At 68.8% G+C, this 18,949-nt stretch carries 16 protein-coding genes and 1 riboswitch; of the genes, 3 read left to right on the forward strand and 13 right to left on the reverse strand.

The window, feature by feature from the left end:
- Positions 1 to 138: 138 nt before the first annotated feature.
- On the forward strand, positions 139 to 1,026 hold the full coding sequence (locus tag BKK80_RS07005) for a haloalkane dehalogenase (protein WP_071068776.1): 888 nt from the start codon (positions 139 to 141) through the stop codon (positions 1,024 to 1,026).
- A gap of 72 nt (positions 1,027 to 1,098) precedes the next feature.
- Here the strand turns inward: BKK80_RS07005 and BKK80_RS07010 are convergent, their stop codons facing one another.
- The 5 genes from BKK80_RS07010 to BKK80_RS07030 form a co-directional block, all read right to left on the reverse strand.
- Positions 1,099 to 2,184: a porin gene (locus BKK80_RS07010; protein WP_071011818.1), complete on the reverse strand. Its 1,086-nt coding sequence runs from the start codon at positions 2,182 to 2,184 to the stop codon at positions 1,099 to 1,101.
- A gap of 161 nt (positions 2,185 to 2,345) precedes the next feature.
- Positions 2,346 to 2,864: a 2-oxo-4-hydroxy-4-carboxy-5-ureidoimidazoline decarboxylase gene (uraD, locus tag BKK80_RS07015; RefSeq protein ID WP_071068777.1), complete on the reverse strand. Its 519-nt coding sequence runs from the start codon at positions 2,862 to 2,864 to the stop codon at positions 2,346 to 2,348.
- Positions 2,861 to 3,811, reverse strand: coding sequence for an allantoinase PuuE (puuE, locus tag BKK80_RS07020; protein WP_071011822.1), 951 nt, complete (start codon positions 3,809 to 3,811; stop codon positions 2,861 to 2,863). The genes uraD and puuE overlap by 4 nt, the downstream gene beginning before the upstream one ends.
- 109 nt (positions 3,812 to 3,920) lie before the next feature.
- Entirely contained in the window at positions 3,921 to 5,327 is a 1,407-nt protein-coding gene (locus BKK80_RS07025) for a nucleobase:cation symporter-2 family protein (protein ID WP_071011824.1), read from the reverse strand.
- A gap of 164 nt (positions 5,328 to 5,491) precedes the next feature.
- Positions 5,492 to 6,235 carry a GntR family transcriptional regulator gene (locus BKK80_RS07030; RefSeq protein ID WP_071011825.1) on the reverse strand — a complete coding sequence of 248 codons (744 nt, stop codon included), beginning with the start codon at positions 6,233 to 6,235 and terminating at the stop codon, positions 5,492 to 5,494.
- 336 nt (positions 6,236 to 6,571) lie between these two features.
- Here BKK80_RS07030 and uraH point away from each other — a divergent pair, with 336 nt between their 5' ends.
- Positions 6,572 to 6,925 carry a hydroxyisourate hydrolase gene (gene uraH, locus BKK80_RS07035; RefSeq protein ID WP_071011828.1) on the forward strand — a complete coding sequence of 118 codons (354 nt, stop codon included), beginning with the start codon at positions 6,572 to 6,574 and terminating at the stop codon, positions 6,923 to 6,925.
- 31 nt (positions 6,926 to 6,956) lie between these two features.
- On the forward strand, positions 6,957 to 8,165 hold the full coding sequence (locus BKK80_RS07040; RefSeq protein WP_071011830.1) for a urate hydroxylase PuuD: 1,209 nt from the start codon (positions 6,957 to 6,959) through the stop codon (positions 8,163 to 8,165).
- A gap of 259 nt (positions 8,166 to 8,424) precedes the next feature.
- On the opposite strand, the gene BKK80_RS07045 is transcribed toward BKK80_RS07040, so the two are convergent.
- The 8 genes from BKK80_RS07045 to xdhA form a co-directional block, all read right to left on the reverse strand.
- Entirely contained in the window at positions 8,425 to 8,859 is a 435-nt protein-coding gene (locus BKK80_RS07045) for a YXWGXW repeat-containing protein (RefSeq protein ID WP_071011832.1), read from the reverse strand.
- A gap of 159 nt (positions 8,860 to 9,018) precedes the next feature.
- Entirely contained in the window at positions 9,019 to 9,594 is a 576-nt protein-coding gene (locus BKK80_RS07050; protein ID WP_071011833.1) for a TMEM165/GDT1 family protein, read from the reverse strand.
- Positions 9,595 to 9,647: 53 nt separating this feature from the next.
- A riboswitch (yybP-ykoY riboswitch) is annotated at positions 9,648 to 9,860 on the reverse strand.
- 105 nt (positions 9,861 to 9,965) lie between these two features.
- On the reverse strand, positions 9,966 to 11,102 hold the full coding sequence (locus tag BKK80_RS07055; protein ID WP_071016212.1) for a fatty acid desaturase: 1,137 nt from the start codon (positions 11,100 to 11,102) through the stop codon (positions 9,966 to 9,968).
- 216 nt (positions 11,103 to 11,318) lie between these two features.
- Positions 11,319 to 12,644, reverse strand: coding sequence for a guanine deaminase (gene guaD / locus BKK80_RS07060; protein WP_071068778.1), 1,326 nt, complete (start codon positions 12,642 to 12,644; stop codon positions 11,319 to 11,321).
- Positions 12,645 to 12,715: 71 nt separating this feature from the next.
- Positions 12,716 to 13,759 (reverse strand): adenosine deaminase, encoded by a 1,044-nt coding sequence (locus tag BKK80_RS07065; RefSeq protein WP_071068779.1) that lies wholly within the window; start codon positions 13,757 to 13,759, stop codon positions 12,716 to 12,718.
- Positions 13,760 to 13,788: 29 nt separating this feature from the next.
- Positions 13,789 to 14,805, reverse strand: a complete 1,017-nt coding sequence (gene xdhC / locus BKK80_RS07070; protein WP_071068780.1) for a xanthine dehydrogenase accessory protein XdhC — start codon at positions 14,803 to 14,805, stop codon at positions 13,789 to 13,791.
- 173 nt (positions 14,806 to 14,978) lie between these two features.
- Positions 14,979 to 17,333, reverse strand: a complete 2,355-nt coding sequence (gene xdhB, locus BKK80_RS07075; RefSeq protein ID WP_071037263.1) for a xanthine dehydrogenase molybdopterin binding subunit — start codon at positions 17,331 to 17,333, stop codon at positions 14,979 to 14,981.
- Positions 17,334 to 17,345: 12 nt separating this feature from the next.
- Positions 17,346 to 18,851: a xanthine dehydrogenase small subunit gene (xdhA, locus tag BKK80_RS07080; RefSeq protein ID WP_071011841.1), complete on the reverse strand. Its 1,506-nt coding sequence runs from the start codon at positions 18,849 to 18,851 to the stop codon at positions 17,346 to 17,348.
- Positions 18,852 to 18,949: the final 98 nt, after the last annotated feature.

An 18,949-nucleotide genomic window follows, 5' to 3' on the forward strand; every position in this document is an offset into this window, starting at 1 on the left:
GCGTAAGCCTGCCGTCGCGGCAGGTTATGTGATTGAGGCATCGCATGCGCCGGCGGGCGGAGCGACACATGGACCTGCGCCGAAGCGCGGCCGCTGCGCGCCCAGCCTGCATTGCCACCCCAGCATGAAGGAGACCCCGTGCCATTGAGCCCAGCCCCCTTTGCCCCGAAGCAGTACGCCATCGTCAACGGCAGCCGCATGGCCTACCAGGACGTCGGCGAGGGCGATCCCATCGTCTTCCTGCACGGCAACCCGACCTCGTCCTACCTGTGGCGCAATGTGATGCCGCATTGCCGCGGCCTGGGCCGTTTGGTCGCCTGCGACCTGATCGGCATGGGCGATTCCGACAAGCTGCCGCAGTCCGGCCCGCAGCGCTACGGCTACGCCGAGCAGCGCGACTACCTGTTCGCCTTGCTCGACCAGCTCGACCTGGGCGAGCGCGTGGTGCTGGTGCTGCATGACTGGGGCTCGGCGCTGGGTTTCGACTGGGCCCGGCAGCATCCCGCGCGCGTGCAGGGTATCGCCTACATGGAGGCCATCGTTGCACCGCTGACCTGGGCGGACTGGCCGGAGAGCGCGCGCCGCGTGTTCCAGGGTTTCCGCTCGCCGGCTGGCGAAGAGATGGTGCTGGACAAGAACACCTTCGTCGAGCGCGTGCTGCCGGCCTCCGTGCTGCGTCCGCTGGGCGAGGCGGAGATGGCGGCCTACCGCGCCCCCTTCGCGCAGCCGGGCGAGGACCGCAGGCCGACGCTGAGCTGGCCGCGCCAGATTCCCGTCGAAGGCGAGCCGGCCGAGGTGGTCCAGGTGGTCGAGGACTATGCGGCCTGGCTGGCCGGCAGTCCGGTGCCCAAGCTGTTCGTCAACGCCGAGCCGGGCTCGATCCTCACCGGACGCCAGCGCGAGTTGTGCCGGCGCTGGCCCGGGCAGCGCGAGGTCACCGTGCGGGGCAGCCACTTCATCCAGGAAGACAGTCCCGACGAGATCGGCGCGGCCGTGGCCGCCTTCGTGCGGGCGCTGCGCAACTAGAACGCGGGCCGGCCGCAAGCAAGAAAGCCCGCTGGCAGGCGGGCTTTCTTGCGTGGCGGGCGGCGCCGCGCGTCAGAACTTGTGGCGCACGCCGATGCCGAAGGTGTCGCCCTGCTCGATGCCGGTGATCTTGTCGTAGTAGTAGGCGGCGTAGACGTCGGTACGCTTGGACAGGTTGTAGTCGTAGGCCAGCGCGAAGGTGTTGCGCTTGAAGCTGCTCTGGCTGTTGGTGGTCTTGTCGTAGGCGTACGAAGCCAGCAGGTTGCCGGCGCCGATGGGCACCGAGGCGCCGATCTGGCCGTTGGTGTGCTTGATGTCGCCGAAGGCGTTGGTGTTCACATTGGTCTTGATGTACTGGCCCTGGGCGAACACCTTGACCACCTTGAAGTCATACGATGCGCCGCCCTGTACCGCGGTCTGCTTGTCGAAGCCGGTCAGGAAGGCGTTGCTGGAGGCGGTCAGGTCGCCCGGCACGCTGTCGAACTTGACCTGCTGGAAGGCCACGGTCGCGGCGAACGGACCATTGAAGTACATCACGTTGCCGCCCCACTTGTTCCTGCCGGTGGCGCCGGGTTGCTCGCCGAAGGCATAGATGAAGTTGGCGGTGAGGCCGCCGAAGTTCGGCGTGGAGTACAGCACGGAGTTGTTCCAGCCCGAATCGCCGACGATGCCGGGATCGAAGACCTTGCTGTTGGCCGCCGAGAAGTAGGTGTGGAACACCATCGGCGAGAACACGTAGGAGTCGATCAGCGGGTTGAACAGGATCGTCGAGACGAAGTACGGGGTGGTGTTGCGGCCCAGCTTGACCGTGCCGTACTTGTCGTTCTGCAGGCCGACGAAGGCATTGCGGCTGAACATGGTGTCGCCGTTGAAGCGACCCATCGCGCCCTGGTCGGTACGGAAGAAGCCGTTCAGGTCGAAGATGGCCTTGGTGCCGGCGCCCAGGTCCTCGGTGCCCTTGATGCCCCAGTACGACGTCTGCATGCCGCCGGAGTTGGCGACCCAGGCGCGGTTGGTCGAGCCGGGGTTCTTGACGCCGCCGACGAACATGTCGGCCTGGCCGTACAGCGTGACGCTGGACTGGGCCATCGCGGTGCCGCTGAAAAGGGCTGCGGCCAAGGCTGCCAGCTTGAGGGCCGGCGTGAACTGCTTCTGCATGGTAAAGACCTCCGTGGTTGATCCTGTTTCGGAACGCTCTGTGTGTGCTGGACCCAGCAGGGTTCTTCTTCTGATTCGGCCGCCTGGATGGCATCGGATGGGGATCCGGCGGCTTCCTTGTTCGTTCTTCTGGCTCGCTGATGCAGGATGCGTTTTTTGGTTCAGCCGGATACTAAGTCGTTCAAGCGGAACTGTGCAATGCGGTGGATCTGGTTGATGCAAGTTTGCAACTCGACCGCCGGCTCGTTTTCCACGCGCTCGCCGAAGGCCGCGATGATGCCGGCACGGTCGTAGCCGCGCACGGCGAGGATGAAGGGGAAGCCGAATTTCTCGTTGTAGCGCTGATTCAGTGCCTGCAAGCGGGCGAATTCCTCGGGGCTGCAGCGGTCGAGTCCGGCGCCGCTCTGCTCGCGCGTCGACTCCGCGGTCAGCTCGCCGCGCACCGCGGCCTTGCCGGCCAGTTCCGGGTGGGCGCGCACCAGGCGGATCTGGGTGGCATCGCCGGCCGCGTCGACTTCGGCGCGCATGGCGTCGGCCAGCTCGGCCGCATTGGCGAACGGCCGGCGCGCGGCCACGCCCTGGGCCACCCAGGGCGAATGCTCGTAGATGCCCCCCAGCACGGCGATGAACTCCGCCTCGGGCATCGTGTTCAACTGCTTCAGGGTATAGGTCTGGCTCATGCTTGCTTGGCGGAAGTGTGGGGATGGTGCTCGGCCCAGTGGCGGGCAATGTCGACGCGGCGGCAGATCCAGACCTTGTCGTGGCCCTGCACGTAGTCGAGGAAGCGTTGCAGCGCGCGGAAGCGGGCAGGGCGGCCCAGCAGCCGGCAGTGCATGCCGACCGACAGCATCTTGGGACGGTCCAGCCCGGCCGGGTCGCCTTCCGCATAGAGCACGTCGAAGGCGTCCTTCAGGTACTGGTAGAACTGCTCGCCGGTGTTGAAGCCCTGTGCGGTGGCGAAGCGCATGTCATTGGTGTCCAGCGTATAGGGCACCACCAGGTGGGGCTTGCTCTCGCCGTTGCCCAGCGCGACCTCGGTCCAGAACGGCAGGTCGTCGCCGTAGTAGTCGGAGTCGTAGAGCAGGCCGCCGTGCTCCACCACCAGCCGGCGCGTGTTGGGGCTGTCGCGGCCGGTGTACCAGCCCAGCGGCAGCGAGCCGGTCAGGGACTTGATGATCTCCATGCCGATACGCATATGCTCGCGCTCGATGTTCTCGTCCAGGCCCTGGTAGTGGATCCAGCGCCAGCCGTGGCAGGCGATCTCGTGGCCCAGCTCGACGAAGGCGCGGGTCACTTCGGGATGCCGCTGCAGCGCCATCGATACGCCGAACACCGTGAGCGGCAGGCCGCGCTGCTCGAACTCGCGCAGGATGCGCCAGACCCCGGCGCGCGAACCGTACTCGTAGATGCTCTCCATGCTCATGTGGCGGTCGGGGTAGGCCGCCGCACCGATGATCTCGGAGAGGAACTGCTCGGAGCCGGGGTCGCCGTGCAGCACGCAGTTCTCGCCGCCCTCCTCGTAGTTGAGGACGAACTGGACGGCGATGCGTGCGCCGCCCGGCCAGCGGGCGTGCGGCGGCTGGCCGCCGTAGCCGATGAGATCGCGTGGATAGTGTTGGTCTTTCATCTGGGTCTTTTCACATCAGAGGACGGGCGGGCACCGGTGAAGCCCGGGGGCCTCCGCTGGCGCGGGGCAGCCCCGGTGCTGCGCGACGGCGGACGGGGCCGCCGCGCGCCTACTCGGTGCCGTGCGAGTTGGCGGCAGCGTGGCGCATGGCTTCCTCGCGGGACTGGATGCCGTTGTAGAAGAGGTTCAGCACGACGGCGACGATGGTGCCCAGCACGATGCCGCTGTGGGTGAACGGGTCGGTCCACTTCGGCAGGTACTGGAACAGGGTCGGCGCGAGCGTCGGGATCATGCCGAAGCCGATCGCGATCGCGACGATGAACAGGTTGTGGCGGTTGCGGTTGAAGTCGCAGGAGCCCAGGATGCGGATGCCGGTGGCGGCCACCATGCCGAACATCACGATGCCGGCGCCGCCCAGCACGAACTGCGGCACCGAGGCCACCACGTGGGCCATCTTGGGGAACAGGCCGAAGGCGATCAGCACGATGCCGCCGGCCACCGCCACGTAGCGCGAACGCACGCCGGTCACGGTGACCAGGCCGACGTTCTGCGAGAACGAGGTATAGGGGAAGGTATTGAAGAGGCCGCCGATCACGGTGCCCAGGCCGTCGGCGCGCAGGCCGTTGGTCAGTTCGGCGTTGCTCAGCCGCTTGCCGGTGATGTCGGCCAGCGCCAGGAACATGCCGGTGGACTCCACCAGCGTGATCAGCATCACGATGCACATCGACAGCACGGCGGTGAGCTGGAAGGTCGGCATGCCGAAGTGAAGCGGCGTGATGACGGCCACGTAGCTGGCTTCGTTGAGTCCCTCGAAGGAGACCTTGCCCATGGCCATCGACACCAGCGTGCCGACGATGATGCCGATCAGCACCGCGCAGTTGGCGACCAGGCCGCGCCCGAAGCGGGTCAGCAGCAGGATCACCACCAGCACCAGGCCGGCGACGGCGAGGTTGCCGAGGTCGCCGTAGGCGAGGTTGGGCACGTCCTTGACCACGCCGTCGATCACCGCGCGCACCGTGGGCTGGCCGCCGCCGGCCCAGTTGATGCCGACACGCATCAGCGAGAAACCGATCAGCGTGATGACGGTGCCGGTCACCACCGGCGGGAACAGCCCGAGCATGCGGCCCATCAGCGGCGCCACCAGGATGCCGAAGATGCCCGCCGCGATCACTGCGCCGTAGATGCCGAGCAGGCCCACGTTGGGATCCGAGCCGATGGCGATCATCGGAGCCACCGAGGCGAAGGTCACGCCCATCATCACCGGCATGCGGATGCCGAACTTCCACACCCCGAAGGCCTGGATCAGCGTGGCGATGCCGGCCGCGAACAGGTCGGCGTTGATCAGGAAGGCAAGCTGGTCCTTGGGCAGCTTGAGCGCGCCGCCGACGATCAGGGGAACGGCGACGGTGCCGGCATACATCACCAGCACGTGCTGCAGGCCGAGCGCGAGCAGCCTGCCCGAAGGCAACCGCTCGTTGGTGAGGTCCGTGGGGACCGTGGTGCTTGCGCTAGTCATCGAAGTGTCTCCTCTCCTTGGGTTTGGTGGGAACGCCGTCGCGCCGCGGTCTGCAACCCGGTCCCGCACTGCGCGCCCTCTGGGGGGACGCTGTGTCATGAGCAGGATTCGGGCCTTGTCGCGCAGGCCGCGTCATCTGGCGCGGCGGCGGGAACGACAAGGCGCTAGGTGGAGCGGCCCAGCACGCTGCGAAGGTCGAAGGTGCCCGGTTCGTCGGGCTGCACACGGTCCGCGCAGGCGCCAAGGTGGTGCGCCATGCGCGCCTGGGCGAGGGCGGCGTCGCCCTGTTCCAGGGCATCCAGGATCTCTTCGTGCTCGTCGAACGAGCAGGCATTGTTGCCGGGAGCTTCGACGCTGGCGATCATCAGCGTGGTACGCGAGACCAGGCGGCGCATCATGTTGACCAGCAGCGCGTTGCCCGACAGCTCGGCCAGCGCGGTGTGGAACTCGGCCGAGAGCCGGATCCAGGTCGGGCGGTCATGGCTGAGGAAGGCCTGGCGCTCGGCCGCCACCATCTTGCGCAGCGGCGCCACCACGGCGCGCGCATCGCGCATGCCGGCCACCTTCTCCAGCACGGCGCGCTCCATCATCTGGCGCAGCTCGAACATATCGTGCGCCTCGTCGGTCGACGGGCTGGCGATGAAGGCGCCGCGGTTCGGCTCCAGGTCGACCATGCCGTCGGCGGCCAGCCGCGACAGTACCTTGCGCACGGTGTGGCGCGCGGTGGCATAGATTTCGCAAAGCGAGTGCTCGGTCAGCTTGGTGCGCGGCGGCAGCCGGTGCTCCATGATCGCGTCGTAGATTTCGTGATACATGCGCTCTTCGACCGGGCCCTTGCGCGCGGGCCGTGCCGCGCTGGGGGCAAGGGTGTCTTCGGCACCGGCAATCAGCTTGAGATTCTTGGACATCGTGGCACCAGCTAAGGGGAGGGGATGCGGCCGCCGGGGGACTGCGGGAGGCGGATGGCGATCCGAAAATTGTTGACAATTATTTGGCTGTGCCTTCAATATTGTCAACAAAACAAAACCATGTTTTCGACAGGCAAGGGTAATCCCCGGATATCCGCCGGATTCCTCGGGTTATCCCTGATTTGTCAAACGGACCGGCCGGGCGCATCGTCGCCCGCAATCGGTTCAGCGCCGGGATGCGTTGGAAACACGTACCGAGCGGGCACCGGATTCCCCAATCCGGTGCTAGTGAAGGCAGCGGCGCCCCTCACAACCCACAGCCCTAAGGAAGACAGGATGGGACGCTTGACCACTCACGTGCTCGACACGGCAGCCGGCACGCCCGGACAAGGTATGTCGATCACTCTGCATAAAATTGTCGACAATCGCCGCGAAACCCTGAAGACGGTCGTGACCAACCACGACGGCCGCTGCGACCAGCCCCTGCTGGAAGGCGAGGCCTTCGCCCCCGGCGTGTACGAACTCGAATTCCATGCCGGAGACTATTTCCGCGCGCGCGGCGTGAGCCTGCCCGAGCCGGCCTTCCTCGACGTGGTGCCGCTGCGCTTCGGCATTGCCGATACGGGCGCGCACTACCACGTGCCCCTGCTGGTCTCGCCGTGGTCGTACTCGACCTACCGCGGCAGCTGAGCCGACGGCATCGGGAAACAGGAGACAAGTCATGGAAGGCTATATTCTCGACTGGGCCAATCTGCTGCTGCGCTGGCTGCATGTCATCACCGCCATCGCGTGGATCGGTTCGTCTTTCTACTTCGTCTGGCTGGATAACAGCCTGACCAAGCCCACCGCCGGCGACCTGAAGGACAAGGGTGTCGATGGCGAGCTGTGGGCCGTGCACGGCGGCGGCTTCTACAATCCGCAGAAGTACCTGCTCGCGCCCAAGCAGTTGCCGGAGAACCTGCACTGGTTCTACTGGGAGTCCTATTCCACCTGGATGTCGGGTTTTGCGCTGCTGGTGGTGCTGTACCTGTTCAATGCCAGCACCTTCCTGATCGACAAGAACGTGTTCGACATGTCGCCCGGCGCGGCGGTCGGCTTCGCGGTCTCGTACCTGCTGATCGGCTGGATCGTCTACGACTGCATCTGCCGCATCTTCGGCAAGAACGACGGGCTGGTGGGGGTGCTGGTGGCCCTGTACGTGGTGGCGGCGGCCTTCGTGGCCTGCCACGTATTCTCGGGCCGCGCGGCATTCCTGCTGACCGGCGCGATGATCGCGACCATCATGAGCGCCAACGTGCTGGTGTGGATCATCCCCGGCCAGCGCAAGGTGGTGGCAGCGCTCAAGGCAGGCCAGCCGGTGGATCCGATCCACGGCAAGCGCGGCAAGCAGCGCAGCGTGCACAACACGTATTTCACGCTGCCGGTGCTGTTCGCCATGCTGTCCAACCACTACAGCATGACCTACAGCTTCAAGTACAACTGGCTGGTGCTGGTGATGATCATGGCGGCGGGCGTCTTCATCCGCCAGTTCTTCATCCTCAAGCACAAGGGCAAGATCAACGTCGCCTGGCCCGCGGTGGGCGTGGCCCTGCTGGCCGGCGTGGCGGTGATGATCGCGCCGCAGCCGCGTCCCGCGGTGGCCGCCAGCGACGCCGACGGCGCCGCCAACCAGGTCAGCTTCGCCAAGGTGCAGGAGATCATCAACGCCCGTTGCGTGCAGTGCCACGCGGCCCAGCCGAAGATGATGCCGACCGCGGCCAAGGGGATCATGTTCGACTCGGCGGACGAGATCAAGTCGCACGCGCAGCTGATCTACCAGCAGGCGGTGCAGCAGAAGACGATGCCGCTGGGCAACGTCACGCAGATCACGGATGACGAGCGCGCGCTGCTGGGCCAGTGGTTCGAGGGCGGCGCCAAGACGGCGAACTGAAGGTGGCGGGCCGGCCCGGCGGGCCACAGCAGCCGGGTCGGCAGCGCCGACGCGCCAGGCGCGCGCCGCGAGGGCGCTGCTTGGCAGGAAGATCGGTGATCGACGGTCCGCCGGCCGTCCCCGCGTTCGCGCGGGGTGGCCGGCAGCAGGGCCGGAGAGGGTTTGAACGGGGCCTCGTGCCCCGTTTTTTTATGCCCGCAGCGGGCGTGCCGCAGGCGGCGGCACGCGGGCGGTACGCGGGCGGTACATTCAGCCAGGCTCAGCCGTGCCAGTGGCCCTTGACCCAGGCCCAGCCGCCGCCGGCCTCATAGCGCCACACCCAGTGGCCCGGCACCCAGAAGGCATGCGGCGTGGGCGCAACCGTGATCTGCTCGACGATCACCGGCGGCATCGGCGCCACCGGCTGCTCGACCCACTTGCCGTGCACCCACAGCCAGTCGTTGCCGGCCCACTTCCAGTGGCCGGGCACCCAGTTCCAGCCGTAGCCAGGGGCAGGGCCGCGGTCCTCGTGCACCGGTGCCGGCATGGCCCGCACGACCTGGTGCGGCGCCGGCTCGCGCACCACCACTGTGCGCTCGGTCACGCAGCCGCTCAGCGCGGCGGCGGCGGCCAGCGCGGCCAGGGCCGCCTGCGCGGCACGTGCGGCGCGCCGGCCGTGCATGGCCCGGCGCGGGCGTGTTGTCTGGTTCGACATCAATCCTTCTCCTCGTCAAGATTCGATCCGCCTGGGGCGGCGTGGCCGGCGGCCAGGCCGTTCCAGTGCTGCTTCCTTAACGGGCGAGGGGGAGGGCGGTGAGACAGCAAGTTGTAAGCGCACGTTTCCGCGCCGGCGGGGCCGGCGCGCGTGCCGTGCTCAGGCGCCGACGTCCAGCAGCGCCAGCACGCCCAGCACGACGAAGATGGCGGCGGCGATCTTGTGCACCAGTCCGATCGGCAGCTTGTCGGCGAAGCGGCCGCCCAGCAGCACGGCGGGCACGTTGGCCAGCATCATGCCGAAGGTGGTGCCGGCCACCACGGCCAGCACTTCGCCGCTGAAGCGCGCGCCGAGCGCCACGGTGGCGATCTGCGTCTTGTCGCCCATCTCGGCGAAGAAGAAGGCGACGATGGTGGTGCCGAGGATGCCGAGCGCGCCGCGCACCGGCTTGCCTTGCTCGACGTCGTCGAGCTTGTCGGGAATCAGGATCCAGGCCGCCATGGCGATGAAGCCCAGGCCCAGGATCCAGCGCAGCAGCGAGGGGCCGACCATGTGGGTGATCCAGCCGCCGAGCGCGCCGGCCAATCCATGGTTGACCAGGGTGGCGATCAGGATGCCGAGGATGATCGGCAGCGGGCGCCGGTAGCGCGCGGCCAGCACGAGCGACAGCAACTGCGTCTTGTCGCCCATTTCGGCGAGGGCGACGATACCTGTGGAGACGAGGAAGGCTTCCATTTTTCTTGAGATCACCGGGCCGGACGCATCTGCGAGATGCCAATGACGCACGCCTTCCCCGGCCCTGTCCGGAAAAGCGACGTCATCGGTCTCGCCAGGCCCTGGGCACGGGCCGCGCCGGATGGCAGGCCCTGGTCCCGGAAGCTGCGCACGCCATAACCGCAAGCGGTCAAGTCTGTTGACGTACGCCTCCGCGTTCCGGCTCCCGCATTGCGCGGGACGGTGACGGCGGAGCGGCTACTCCCCAATGGAAGTGCGGATTATAGCGTTGCCGTGGCGGGCAAGTCCACCGCCGCCGGCCGCGGTGCGGGCGCTCTGTCGTGCCGGCGCCATGGCCGGCGGCTGCCCCGCGCCGGCGCGTTCCCGTCGCTTCAGACGGGAACGGGCGAGTTCTCGCTGGTCTGGCGGCCGCGGAAGTCGGTCCAGCACAGCGCCTTGAAGTCATACAGCTTGCAGCGGCGTGCGGTGTCGAAGTACCAGCGCCAGGAGAAGTTCTGCACGATGATGCGGCCCGGCAGCGCGTGCTCGAGCACGGCCTGGGCACGCTTCAGGTGGTAGAGCGGCACGCTCATGTCCACGTGGTGGGCGGTGTGCTCCATGATGTGGTGCAGCGCGGCGCCGATGCCGTAGCGGAAACGCAGGTGCACGGTGGTCGAGACGAAGGGCTGGGCGCGCGTCCACATCGCCTTGGTCTCGTACCAGGCCACGCTGGCGTGGGTGTGGTGCACGTAGAGCACGAAGCCGACCGTGGCGTTCCAGACCAGGAAGGGCACGACGAAGCCCATCGTCAGCAGCATCCAGGCCGACTGGCCGGTGACCGCGGCCAGGGCCAGCAGCGCGCCGATCCAGGCCGCGCCGAAGGCGGCCACCAGCAGGCAGTCCCAGGTGAAGATGGCACGCCGGGACGGCATCTGGCGCTTGCTGGGGAAGAACAGCTTGAGCCACCAGATCTCGATCAGGTAGTACAGGCCGGGGCCGAGGCCGGTGCGGTAGACGCGCTCCAGCGCGCGGCGCCAGCGCGGCAGCGCGCGGTATTCCTCGAGCGAGTAGGGCGCCCACACGAAGTCGAAGCCCTTCAGGTTGGTGTAGCCGTGATGCACCACGTTGTGGCCGATCTCCCACAGGCTGTACGGTGTCAGCGAGGGCAGGAAGGTCAGCCGCCCGAGCCATTTGTTGAGGCCGCGCCGGGGCGTCAGGCTCTGGTGGCAGGCGTCGTGGCCGATGATGAACAGGCGGGCGATCATCAGGCCGGCCAGGATGCCCAGGCCGAGCTTGGCCGCCCAGTGCGGCGCCAGCACCACGCCGGCGAGGACTGCCAGGAACAGCGCGGTGTCGAGCAGGGTCAGCGCCAGCGGCAGTGGCGTGGTGCGCCGGCCCAGCGGGATCAGCCAGCCGCGGATGATCTTGCGCGAGGGCAGCGGCGCATCGGGCGCGATCGGCTCGGGCAGCGGTGCCTGCCGGCGCGCGCCGGGCGCCGGCGCGGCGGTGGTGTCGGGACAGGGCTCCATGGCCCGGGCTTGCAGCTTGGCGGTCATGCGGTTTTTCCAAGGTCGGTGACGCGCGGCGTGCGGCCGGGACCGGTCTTGGCCCGGCGCGCCGGCAGGCCGCGCGCGAAGCGACAGCTTAGTGGCCCTGCATGACGGCCGTGTTGACCGTGGTCAACAGGGGGCGGGCATGGCGCGGCGGCGGGGCGCCATGCCGCGACGAAGTGCCTTGGGCGTCTCTCAGACAGCCTCGCCCATCACATAGACCTGGTCGATGACACGGTCATCGCCCAGCATCGCGAAGGCGAACAACTGCTCTTCCAGCGTTTCGGAGCGGGCGCTGCGGCGTGCGATCAGCGGCGTGGCCTGCGGGTCGAGCACGATGAAGTCGGCCTCGCAGCCGGGCGTGAAGCTGCCGACGCGCTCGGACCAGCCTAGCGCGTCGGCGGCCGCGCGCGTGGCCAGGTAGAACATGCGCAGTGCGGTCAGGTAGTAGCCGCCCATGCGCGCCACCTTGTGCGCGGCGTTCATGGTGCGCAGCATGGAGAAGGAGGTGCCGCCGCCGACGTCGGTGGCCAGCGTGACATTGAGGCGGTTGGCGTCGGACTGGTGGAAGTCGTAGAAGCCGCTGCCGAGGAACAGGTTCGAGGTCGGGCAGTGCGCCACTGCGGCGCCGCTGTCGGCCAGGCGCCGGCGGTCGTCCTGGTCCAGGTAGATGGCGTGGCCGTAGAAGGCGCCGGGGCGCAGCAAGCCGTAGTGGTCGTAGACGTCCAGGTAGCTGCGCGCGTGCGGGAACAGTTCGGCGACCCATCTGACCTCGTCGCGGTTCTCCGCCACGTGGGTCTGGATGTAGGCGTCCGGGTAGGCGCGCGCCAGTTCCGCACAGGTGGCCAGCTGGGCCTCGCTCGAGGTCGGTGCGAAGCGCGGGGTGATGGCGTAGCCGAGGCGGCCTTTGCCGTGCCAGCGCGACAGCAGCTCGGCCGAGTCGCGCGCGCCGGATTCCGCGGTGTCGCGCAGGAATTCGGGGCAGTTGCGGTCCATCAGCACCTTGCCGGTGACCATGCGCAGGTTGCGCTGGTGGCTCTCGGCGAACAGCGCGTCGGCCGAGGCGGCGTGCACCGTGCTCCAGACCACCGCGCTGGTGGTGCCGTTGCGCAGCAGTTCCTCGGTGAAGAAGCCGGCCACGCCGCGCGCGTAGTCCGGGTCCTCGAAGCGGCGTTCCTCGGGGAAGGTATAGGTTTCCAGCCAGTGCAGCAGGCCTGGCGACGGCGAGGCGATGATGTCGGTCTGCGGAAAGTGGACGTGGGTGTCGATGAAGCCCGGCACGATCAGCTTGCCGCGGTGGTCGATCACTTCGGTGCCGGCAGGGATTTCCGCGGCTAGGCGGCCATGGTCGCCGGCGGCGACGATGCGGCCGTCGCGGATGATCAGCAGCCCGTCCTCCCAGTACTGATAGGCGTCCTCATGGAACTGCGGGTCGCGCTGGAAGTGCAGCACGCGGCCGCGCACGGCGCGGGTGGCCTGGCTCGCGTGGCTGGGGGAGGCGTTGGCGGGAGTGGTCGTCATGGGTTCGTCTCAGGGCCCGGCGGCGCGGGCCGCAGCCCTGGCACGCCGGTCGTTCTTGGATTGCGCCTCGCTCAGGCCGAGGCAGGCGTGGCGGGCGGGGAGCGCCAGAAGTGGTCCACTTCGGCGAGGAAGTCGGCCTTCTGCGCTGCGGGCAGGAAGGCCGCTTCGAAACTGTTGCGCGCCAGCTTGTGCGCGTCGGCCGCGTCCAGCGGCAGCGCCTCGAAGACGGCTTCCCAGTTGGCGTTCATGTAGCCGCCGAAGTAGGCGGGATCGTCCGAGTGCAGCGTGACGGCGACGCCGGCATCGAGCAGCCGCTTGAGGGAATGGTCGCGCAGGTCGGGATAGACCTTCAGCTTCTGGTTCGACAGCGGGCACACCGTCAGCGGCACGCGCTCGCGCGCGAGGCGCTCGACCAGCGCGGCGTCGTCGATGGCGCGCACACCGTGGTCGATGCGCTCCACCTTGAGCAGGTCGAGCGCGTCGCGCACGTAGTCGGCCGGGCCCTCCTCGCCGGCATGCGCCACCAGGTGCAGGCCCAGTTCGCGCGCGCGGGCGAACACGCGCGCGAACTTCTCGGGCGGGTTGCCGCGCTCGGACGAGTCCAGGCCGATGCCGACGAAGCGGTCGCGGAAGGGCAGAGCGGCCTCCAGCGTGGCGAAGGCGTCTTCCTCGCTGAGGTGGCGCAGGAAGCAGAGGATCAGGCTGCTGGAGAAATCGTATTCGGTGCGCGCCTGGGCCAGCGCATCGGCGATGCCGTCGATCACGGTCGAGACCGGCACGCCGCGCGCCGTATGCGTCTGCGGGTCGAAGAAGATCTCGGCATGGCGGACGTTGTCGGCCACCGCGCGGCGGACGTAGTCCATGGTCATGTCGAAGAAGTCTTCCTCGGTCAGCAGCACGCTGGCGCCGGCGTAGTAGATGTCGAGGAAGGACTGCAGGTCGGTGAAGGCGTAGGCCGCGCGCAGCGCCTCCACGGTGGGGTAGGGCAGCTTGACCTGGTTGCGCTGGGCGAGCTGGAAGATGCGCTCGGGTTCGAGCGTGCCTTCGATATGGACATGCAGTTCCGCCTTGGGGCTGCGGCGGATGCGTTCGGCGAGCGCGGCGTCGATGGTCATGGGGGCCTCTGATGATTGCCCGGCGGGATTCACCGGGTGACGGGTTGCGCCGTCCCTTGCGGCTGCCGGGCGCTGGCGGTCAGGGCGGCAAGCCGCTGATCGCGCACCTGGAGCAGTTGGGCGACGATGGCAACCGCAATCATAGCTGGAGCCTTGTCGGTGATGCCGGCCACCCCCATCGGGCAGGTCATCTCGGCGAGGCGCGCGCTGTCCACGCCGCGCTCGGCCAGGCGGTGCTCGAAGCGCGCGCGCTTGGTCTTCGAGCCGATCAGGCCGAAGTAGGCGAAGTCGCGCCGCCGCAGGATCTGTTCGCACAAGGCCAGGTCGAGCGCGTGGCTGTGCGTCATCACCAGGAAGTAGCTGCCGCGCGGGGCCGCGTCGACCTCGGCCTCGGGCGTGTCGGTGGCCTCGGCGCGCACGTTGGCGGGCAGGCCCGGCGGGAACAGGGTGTCGCGCTCGTCGACCCAGCGCACCTGGCACGGCAGGTTGGCCAGCACCTTGACCAGGGCGTGGCCGACATGGCCGGCGCCGAACAGCACGATCTGCATGGCGTCTGAGACCAGCGTGTCGCTCCAGCCGCCGCCGGCCTGCAGCGCCACCGCCGGCGCCACGGCACGGCTGGGTACATGGCGCGCGGGACCGGATGGCGGCACCGTGCGCAGCAGCGCGTCGCCGCGCGCGAAGGCCGCCTCGGCCGCATCGAGCCATGGCAGGTCGGCCTCGCTCAGCACCTCGAAGGCGAGCTTGACCACGCCGCCACAGCATTGGCCGAGGGCCGGCCCGAGCGGGATGCGCTCGATGCGGCGCGACGGGCTGCCGCTGCCGGCGTCCAGCATCGTGCGGGCGATCTCCATGCCGCGCCACTCCAGGTGGCCGCCGCCGATGGTGCCGACCAGCGCGTCCGCCGTCACCAGCATGCGCACGCCGGGCTCGCGCGGGGCCGAGCCCTTGACCTCGACGATGGTGACCATCGCCACGGGCACCCCCGCGCGCACCCAGCGGGCGGCGTCGGCGAAGCGGAAGGGTTGGAGCGGAGCGTCCTGCATGGTTCGGTCTTTGGGTGGTGGCGGGTTTCGGTTGTCGGTGTCGGCTTGTGCTGGATGCGGCGATCGGTGGATTGCTGCGGTCTTGCCTTCGGGGCGTGAGGGGAGAGGGCCGGCGCGTGGAGCCGCGTCAGCACGCGAACTGCCTGCGCCCGTCGGTCATCCCCCGCGATCCGTCATTCCTGTGCAGCCACCGCCTCCCTCACCGCGTCCGCGGCATCGAGGATCGCCTCGCCGGTGGCCGGAGCCGTCAGCGGCGGATTGATCCGGTAGTCGCCCAGCGCCGCCACGGCGTCGCGGATGGCGAAGAAGACCGAGAACGGCAGCAGCAGCGGCGGCTCGCCGACAGCCTTGGAGCGGTGGATGCTGTCTTCCACGTTGCGGTTCTGGAACAGCCGCACGTTGAAGGTCTCCGGGCAGTCGTTGACGGTCGGGATCTTGTAGGTGGACGGCGCATGCGTCATCAGCTTGCCGTTCTGGTTCCACCACAGCTCCTCGGTGGTCAGCCAGCCCATGCCCTGGATGAAGGCGCCCTCGACCTGGCCGATGTCCAGCGCCGGGTTGAGCGAGCGGCCGGCGTCATGCAGCACGTCGGCGCGCAGCAGGCGCCATTCGCCGGTCAGCGTGTCGACCAGCACCTCGGAGCAGGCCGCGCCGTAGGCGAAATAGTAGAAGGGACGGCCCTGCAGCTTGCTCTGGTCCCAGTGCAGCTTGGGCGTGGTGTAGAAGCCGTCGGACCACAGCTGCACGCGCGCCACGTAGGCTTCGCGCGCCAGCTCGTCGAAGGGCTGGCGCAGTTCGCCGGCCACCACCAGGTCGTCGCCGAAGCGCACTTCCGACACGTCCACGCCGGCCTTGCGCGCGGCGAAGGCGGCCAGGCGCTCGCGGATCTGGCGGGCCGCGTCCTGCGCCGCCTTGCCGTTCAGGTCGGCGCCGGTGGAGGCGGCGGTGGCCGAGGTGTTGGCCACCTTGCTGGTGTCGGTGGCGCTGCAGCGCACGCGTTCGAGGCGGATGCCCAGTTCGTGCGCCACCACCATCGCCACCTTGGTGTTCAGGCCCTGGCCCATCTCGGTGCCGCCGTGGTTCACCAGCACCGAGCCGTCGTTGTAGACGTGCACCAGTGCGCCCGCCTGGTTGAAGTGGGCCACGTTGAAGGAGATGCCAAACTTCACCGGGGTGATGGCGATGCCCTTCTTCAGCACCGGGCTGGCCGCGTTGAAGGCGCGCGTGGCGGCGCGGCGGGCGCGGTATTCGCTGCTGGCCTCGAGCTCGTCGAGCAGTTCGTGGATGACGTTGTCCTCCACGGTCTGTCCATAGGGCGTGACGTTGCGCTCGCCCTTGCCGTACAGGTTGGCGCGGCGCACGTCGAAGGCGTCGCGCCCGACCGCGCGGGCGACGTTGTCGAGGATGTACTCGATGGCGAAGGCGCCCTGCGGGCCGCCGAAGCCGCGGAAGGCGGTATTGCTCTGGGTATTGGTCTTGCCGCAGTAGCCGTCGATCTGCACGTCCGGCAGCCAGTAGGCATTGTCGAAATGGCAGATCGCGCGGGTCATCACCGGGCCCGACAGGTCGGCCGAGAAGCCGGCGCGCGACACCATCTCCACCTGCACGCCTTCGAGGCGGCCCTCGGCATCGTGGCCGGCCTGGTAGTCGAAGACGAAGTCATGGCGCTTGCCGGTGATCATCATGTCGTCGTCGCGGTCCGGGCGCAGCTTGACCGGGCACAGCAGCTTCCACGCGGCCAGCGCCGCGCAGCAGGCGAACAGGGCCGACTGCGATTCCTTGCCGCCGAAGCCGCCGCCCATGCGGCGGCACTCCACCTGGACCTGGTGCACGTGCCAGCCCAGCATATGGGCCACCGCGTGCTGCATCTCGGTGGGGTGCTGCGTCGAGCACCACACGTGCATGCCGTCGTTTTCCTTGGGGACGGCATAGGAGATCTGGCCCTCCAGGTAGAACTGCTCCTGGCCGCCCAGGCGGATGTGGCCGCTGTCGCGATGGGCCGCGGCGCCGATGCGGGCAGCGGGCTCGCCGCGCGTCAGGTGCATCGGCGGCAGCACATAGCTGCCCGCGGCGTGCGCGGCCTCGGGCGACAGTACCGGCGGCAGGTCTTCGTACTCGATCTCGCCCAGGCGTGCGGCGCGGCGCGCCGCGTCGTGCGAGCTGGCCACCACCAGGAACACCGGCTGGCCGATGAACTGGACCACCTCGCGGGCCAGGATGGGGTCGTCGTGGATGATCGGGCCGCAGTCGTTGACGGCCGGGATATCGTCCGCGGTCAGCACCGCGACCACGCCGCGCGCGGCGCGCACCTTGTCGAGCGAGATCGACCTGATGCGCGCATGGGCGCGCGCACTCATGCCCAGGGCGGCGTGCAGCGTGCCGGCCAGCTCGGGGATGTCGTCGGTGTAGGTGGCGGTGCCGGCCACGTGCAGGTGGGCGGACTCGTGCGGGCGCGAGATGCCGACCTGTGGCGCAGCCTCGGTGGCCACGCTTTCGTCGAGCAGGAAGGGTTCGGTCTGCTTGTTCATGCCGTTCACTCCTTAGACACCGGCGGCGATCACGTCGGCGCCGGCGCCGGGGGCGCGGACGTTGACACTGGCGGCGGGCAGCGCGTCGGCGCGCGTCTCCAGCCAGAAGCGGTAGAGCAGGTTGGCGGCGCCGCGCGCGCGGTAGGCGGCGCTGGCGCGCATGTCGGTCAACGGCGTGTAGTCCTGGCCCAGCGCGGCCATGGCGGCGCGCGCGCTGGCTTCGTCCCAGGGCTGGCCGGTGAGGGCCGCCTCGGCCGCGGCGGCGCGCTTGGGCGTGGCGGCCATGCCGCCGAAGGCGATGCGCGCGCGCGTGACGATGCCGTCCTCGACGTCGATGGCGAAGGCGGCGCAGACCGCGGAGATGTCCTCGTCGAAGCGCTTGGACAGCTTGTAGGTGCGGAAGTGCGCCGGGCCTGCCAGCGGCACGCGCAGCGCGGCGACGAACTCGCCTGCGGCCATGGCGGTCTTCTGGTAGGCCAGGTAGAGGTCTTCGAGCGGCAAGGTGCGGCGCGTGTCGCCATGTTGCAGCACCACTTCGGCACCCAGCGCGATCAGCGCCGGCATCGAATCGCCGATCGGCGAACCGTTGGCGATATTGCCGCCGAGCGTGCCGGCATTGCGGATCGGCAGCGAGGCGAAGCGCTTCCACAGCTCTTCCAGTGCCGGGTGATGGGCCGTGAGCGCGGCGTAGGCCGGCTCCAGCGGCACGGCGGCACCGATCTCGAGCATGCCGTCGCGCGGTTCGACGTAGTACAGGTCCTGTACCTGGCCGATATAGAGCAGGTCGCCCAGTTCGCGGAACTGCTTGGTCACCCACAGGCCGACGTCGGTGCTGCCGGCCAGGATGCGGATGCCCGGCTCGGCGGCCTTGAGCGCGGCGAAGGCGGAGGCGGTGCGCGGCGCATGGAACTGCCGGCCGGCGGCGCTGTAGTGGAAGGTGCCGTCGCGGCGCAGGCCGCGCAGGGCCTCGGCGATGCTGCGCGGCTCGAGCTTGCCGGGCCGCGGCGCGGGCAGCGCCATCATGCGCTGGCCGGCGTCGATGATGGGACGGTAGCCGGTGCAGCGGCACAGGTTGCCGGTCAGGGCATCGCAGATGGTGCTGCGCGCGGGGGCGTCGCCGCCCGGCGTGTGCTGCTGGTACAGCGCCCACAGCGACATGACGAAGCCGGGCGTGCAGAAGCCGCATTGCGAGCCATGGCATTCCACCAGCGCTTCCTGCACCGGGTGCAGGGTGCCGTCGGCCTGGCGCAGGTCCTCGACCGTGATCAGTGCCTTGCCGTCCAGCGTGGGCAGGAACTGGATGCAGGAGTTGACCGCCTTGAAGGCGACCTGGCCGTCGTCCTGCAGCTCGCCGATGACGACGGTGCAGGCGCCGCAGTCGCCCTCGGCGCAGCCCTCCTTGGTGCCCGTGCAGCGCACGTCCTCGCGCAGGTACTGCAGCACGGTGCGGGTGATCGGGGCGTCCGCGACTTCCTGGATCTGGCCGCGATGGTAGAAGCGGATGGGTTGCGTCTCCATGGTCTCGTATTCCGTTAGGTGCCTTGTGTTATGGCGTGAAACATAGCATCGGGCTGGAGCAAGCAATATTCGGCCCAGGTGATGTGCGCCATCAGGGC

The sequence above is a fragment of the Cupriavidus malaysiensis genome, from assembly GCF_001854325.1.
GTDB lineage: Bacteria > Pseudomonadota > Gammaproteobacteria > Burkholderiales > Burkholderiaceae > Cupriavidus > Cupriavidus malaysiensis.

Excerpts from the sequence above, each read along its gene's own strand:
- BKK80_RS07010 (WP_071011818.1), bottom strand. The coding sequence starts at position 2,184 with ATGCAGAAGCAGTTCACGCCGGCCCTCAAGCTGGCAGCCTTGGCCGCA.
- uraD (WP_071068777.1), bottom strand. The coding sequence starts at position 2,864 with ATGAGCCAGACCTATACCCTGAAGCAGTTGAACACGATGCCCGAGGCG.
- puuE (WP_071011822.1), bottom strand. The coding sequence starts at position 3,811 with ATGAAAGACCAACACTATCCACGCGATCTCATCGGCTACGGCGGCCAG.
- BKK80_RS07025 (WP_071011824.1), bottom strand. The coding sequence starts at position 5,327 with ATGACTAGCGCAAGCACCACGGTCCCCACGGACCTCACCAACGAGCGG.
- BKK80_RS07030 (WP_071011825.1), bottom strand. The coding sequence starts at position 6,235 with ATGTCCAAGAATCTCAAGCTGATTGCCGGTGCCGAAGACACCCTTGCC.
- uraH (WP_071011828.1), top strand. The coding sequence starts at position 6,572 with ATGGGACGCTTGACCACTCACGTGCTCGACACGGCAGCCGGCACGCCC.
- BKK80_RS07040 (WP_071011830.1), top strand. The coding sequence starts at position 6,957 with ATGGAAGGCTATATTCTCGACTGGGCCAATCTGCTGCTGCGCTGGCTG.
- BKK80_RS07045 (WP_071011832.1), bottom strand. The coding sequence starts at position 8,859 with ATGTCGAACCAGACAACACGCCCGCGCCGGGCCATGCACGGCCGGCGC.
- BKK80_RS07050 (WP_071011833.1), bottom strand. The coding sequence starts at position 9,594 with ATGGAAGCCTTCCTCGTCTCCACAGGTATCGTCGCCCTCGCCGAAATG.
- BKK80_RS07055 (WP_071016212.1), bottom strand. The coding sequence starts at position 11,102 with ATGGAGCCCTGTCCCGACACCACCGCCGCGCCGGCGCCCGGCGCGCGC.
- guaD (WP_071068778.1), bottom strand. The coding sequence starts at position 12,644 with ATGACGACCACTCCCGCCAACGCCTCCCCCAGCCACGCGAGCCAGGCC.
- BKK80_RS07065 (WP_071068779.1), bottom strand. The coding sequence starts at position 13,759 with ATGACCATCGACGCCGCGCTCGCCGAACGCATCCGCCGCAGCCCCAAG.
- xdhC (WP_071068780.1), bottom strand. The coding sequence starts at position 14,805 with ATGCAGGACGCTCCGCTCCAACCCTTCCGCTTCGCCGACGCCGCCCGC.
- xdhB (WP_071037263.1), bottom strand. The coding sequence starts at position 17,333 with ATGAACAAGCAGACCGAACCCTTCCTGCTCGACGAAAGCGTGGCCACC.
- xdhA (WP_071011841.1), bottom strand. The coding sequence starts at position 18,851 with ATGGAGACGCAACCCATCCGCTTCTACCATCGCGGCCAGATCCAGGAA.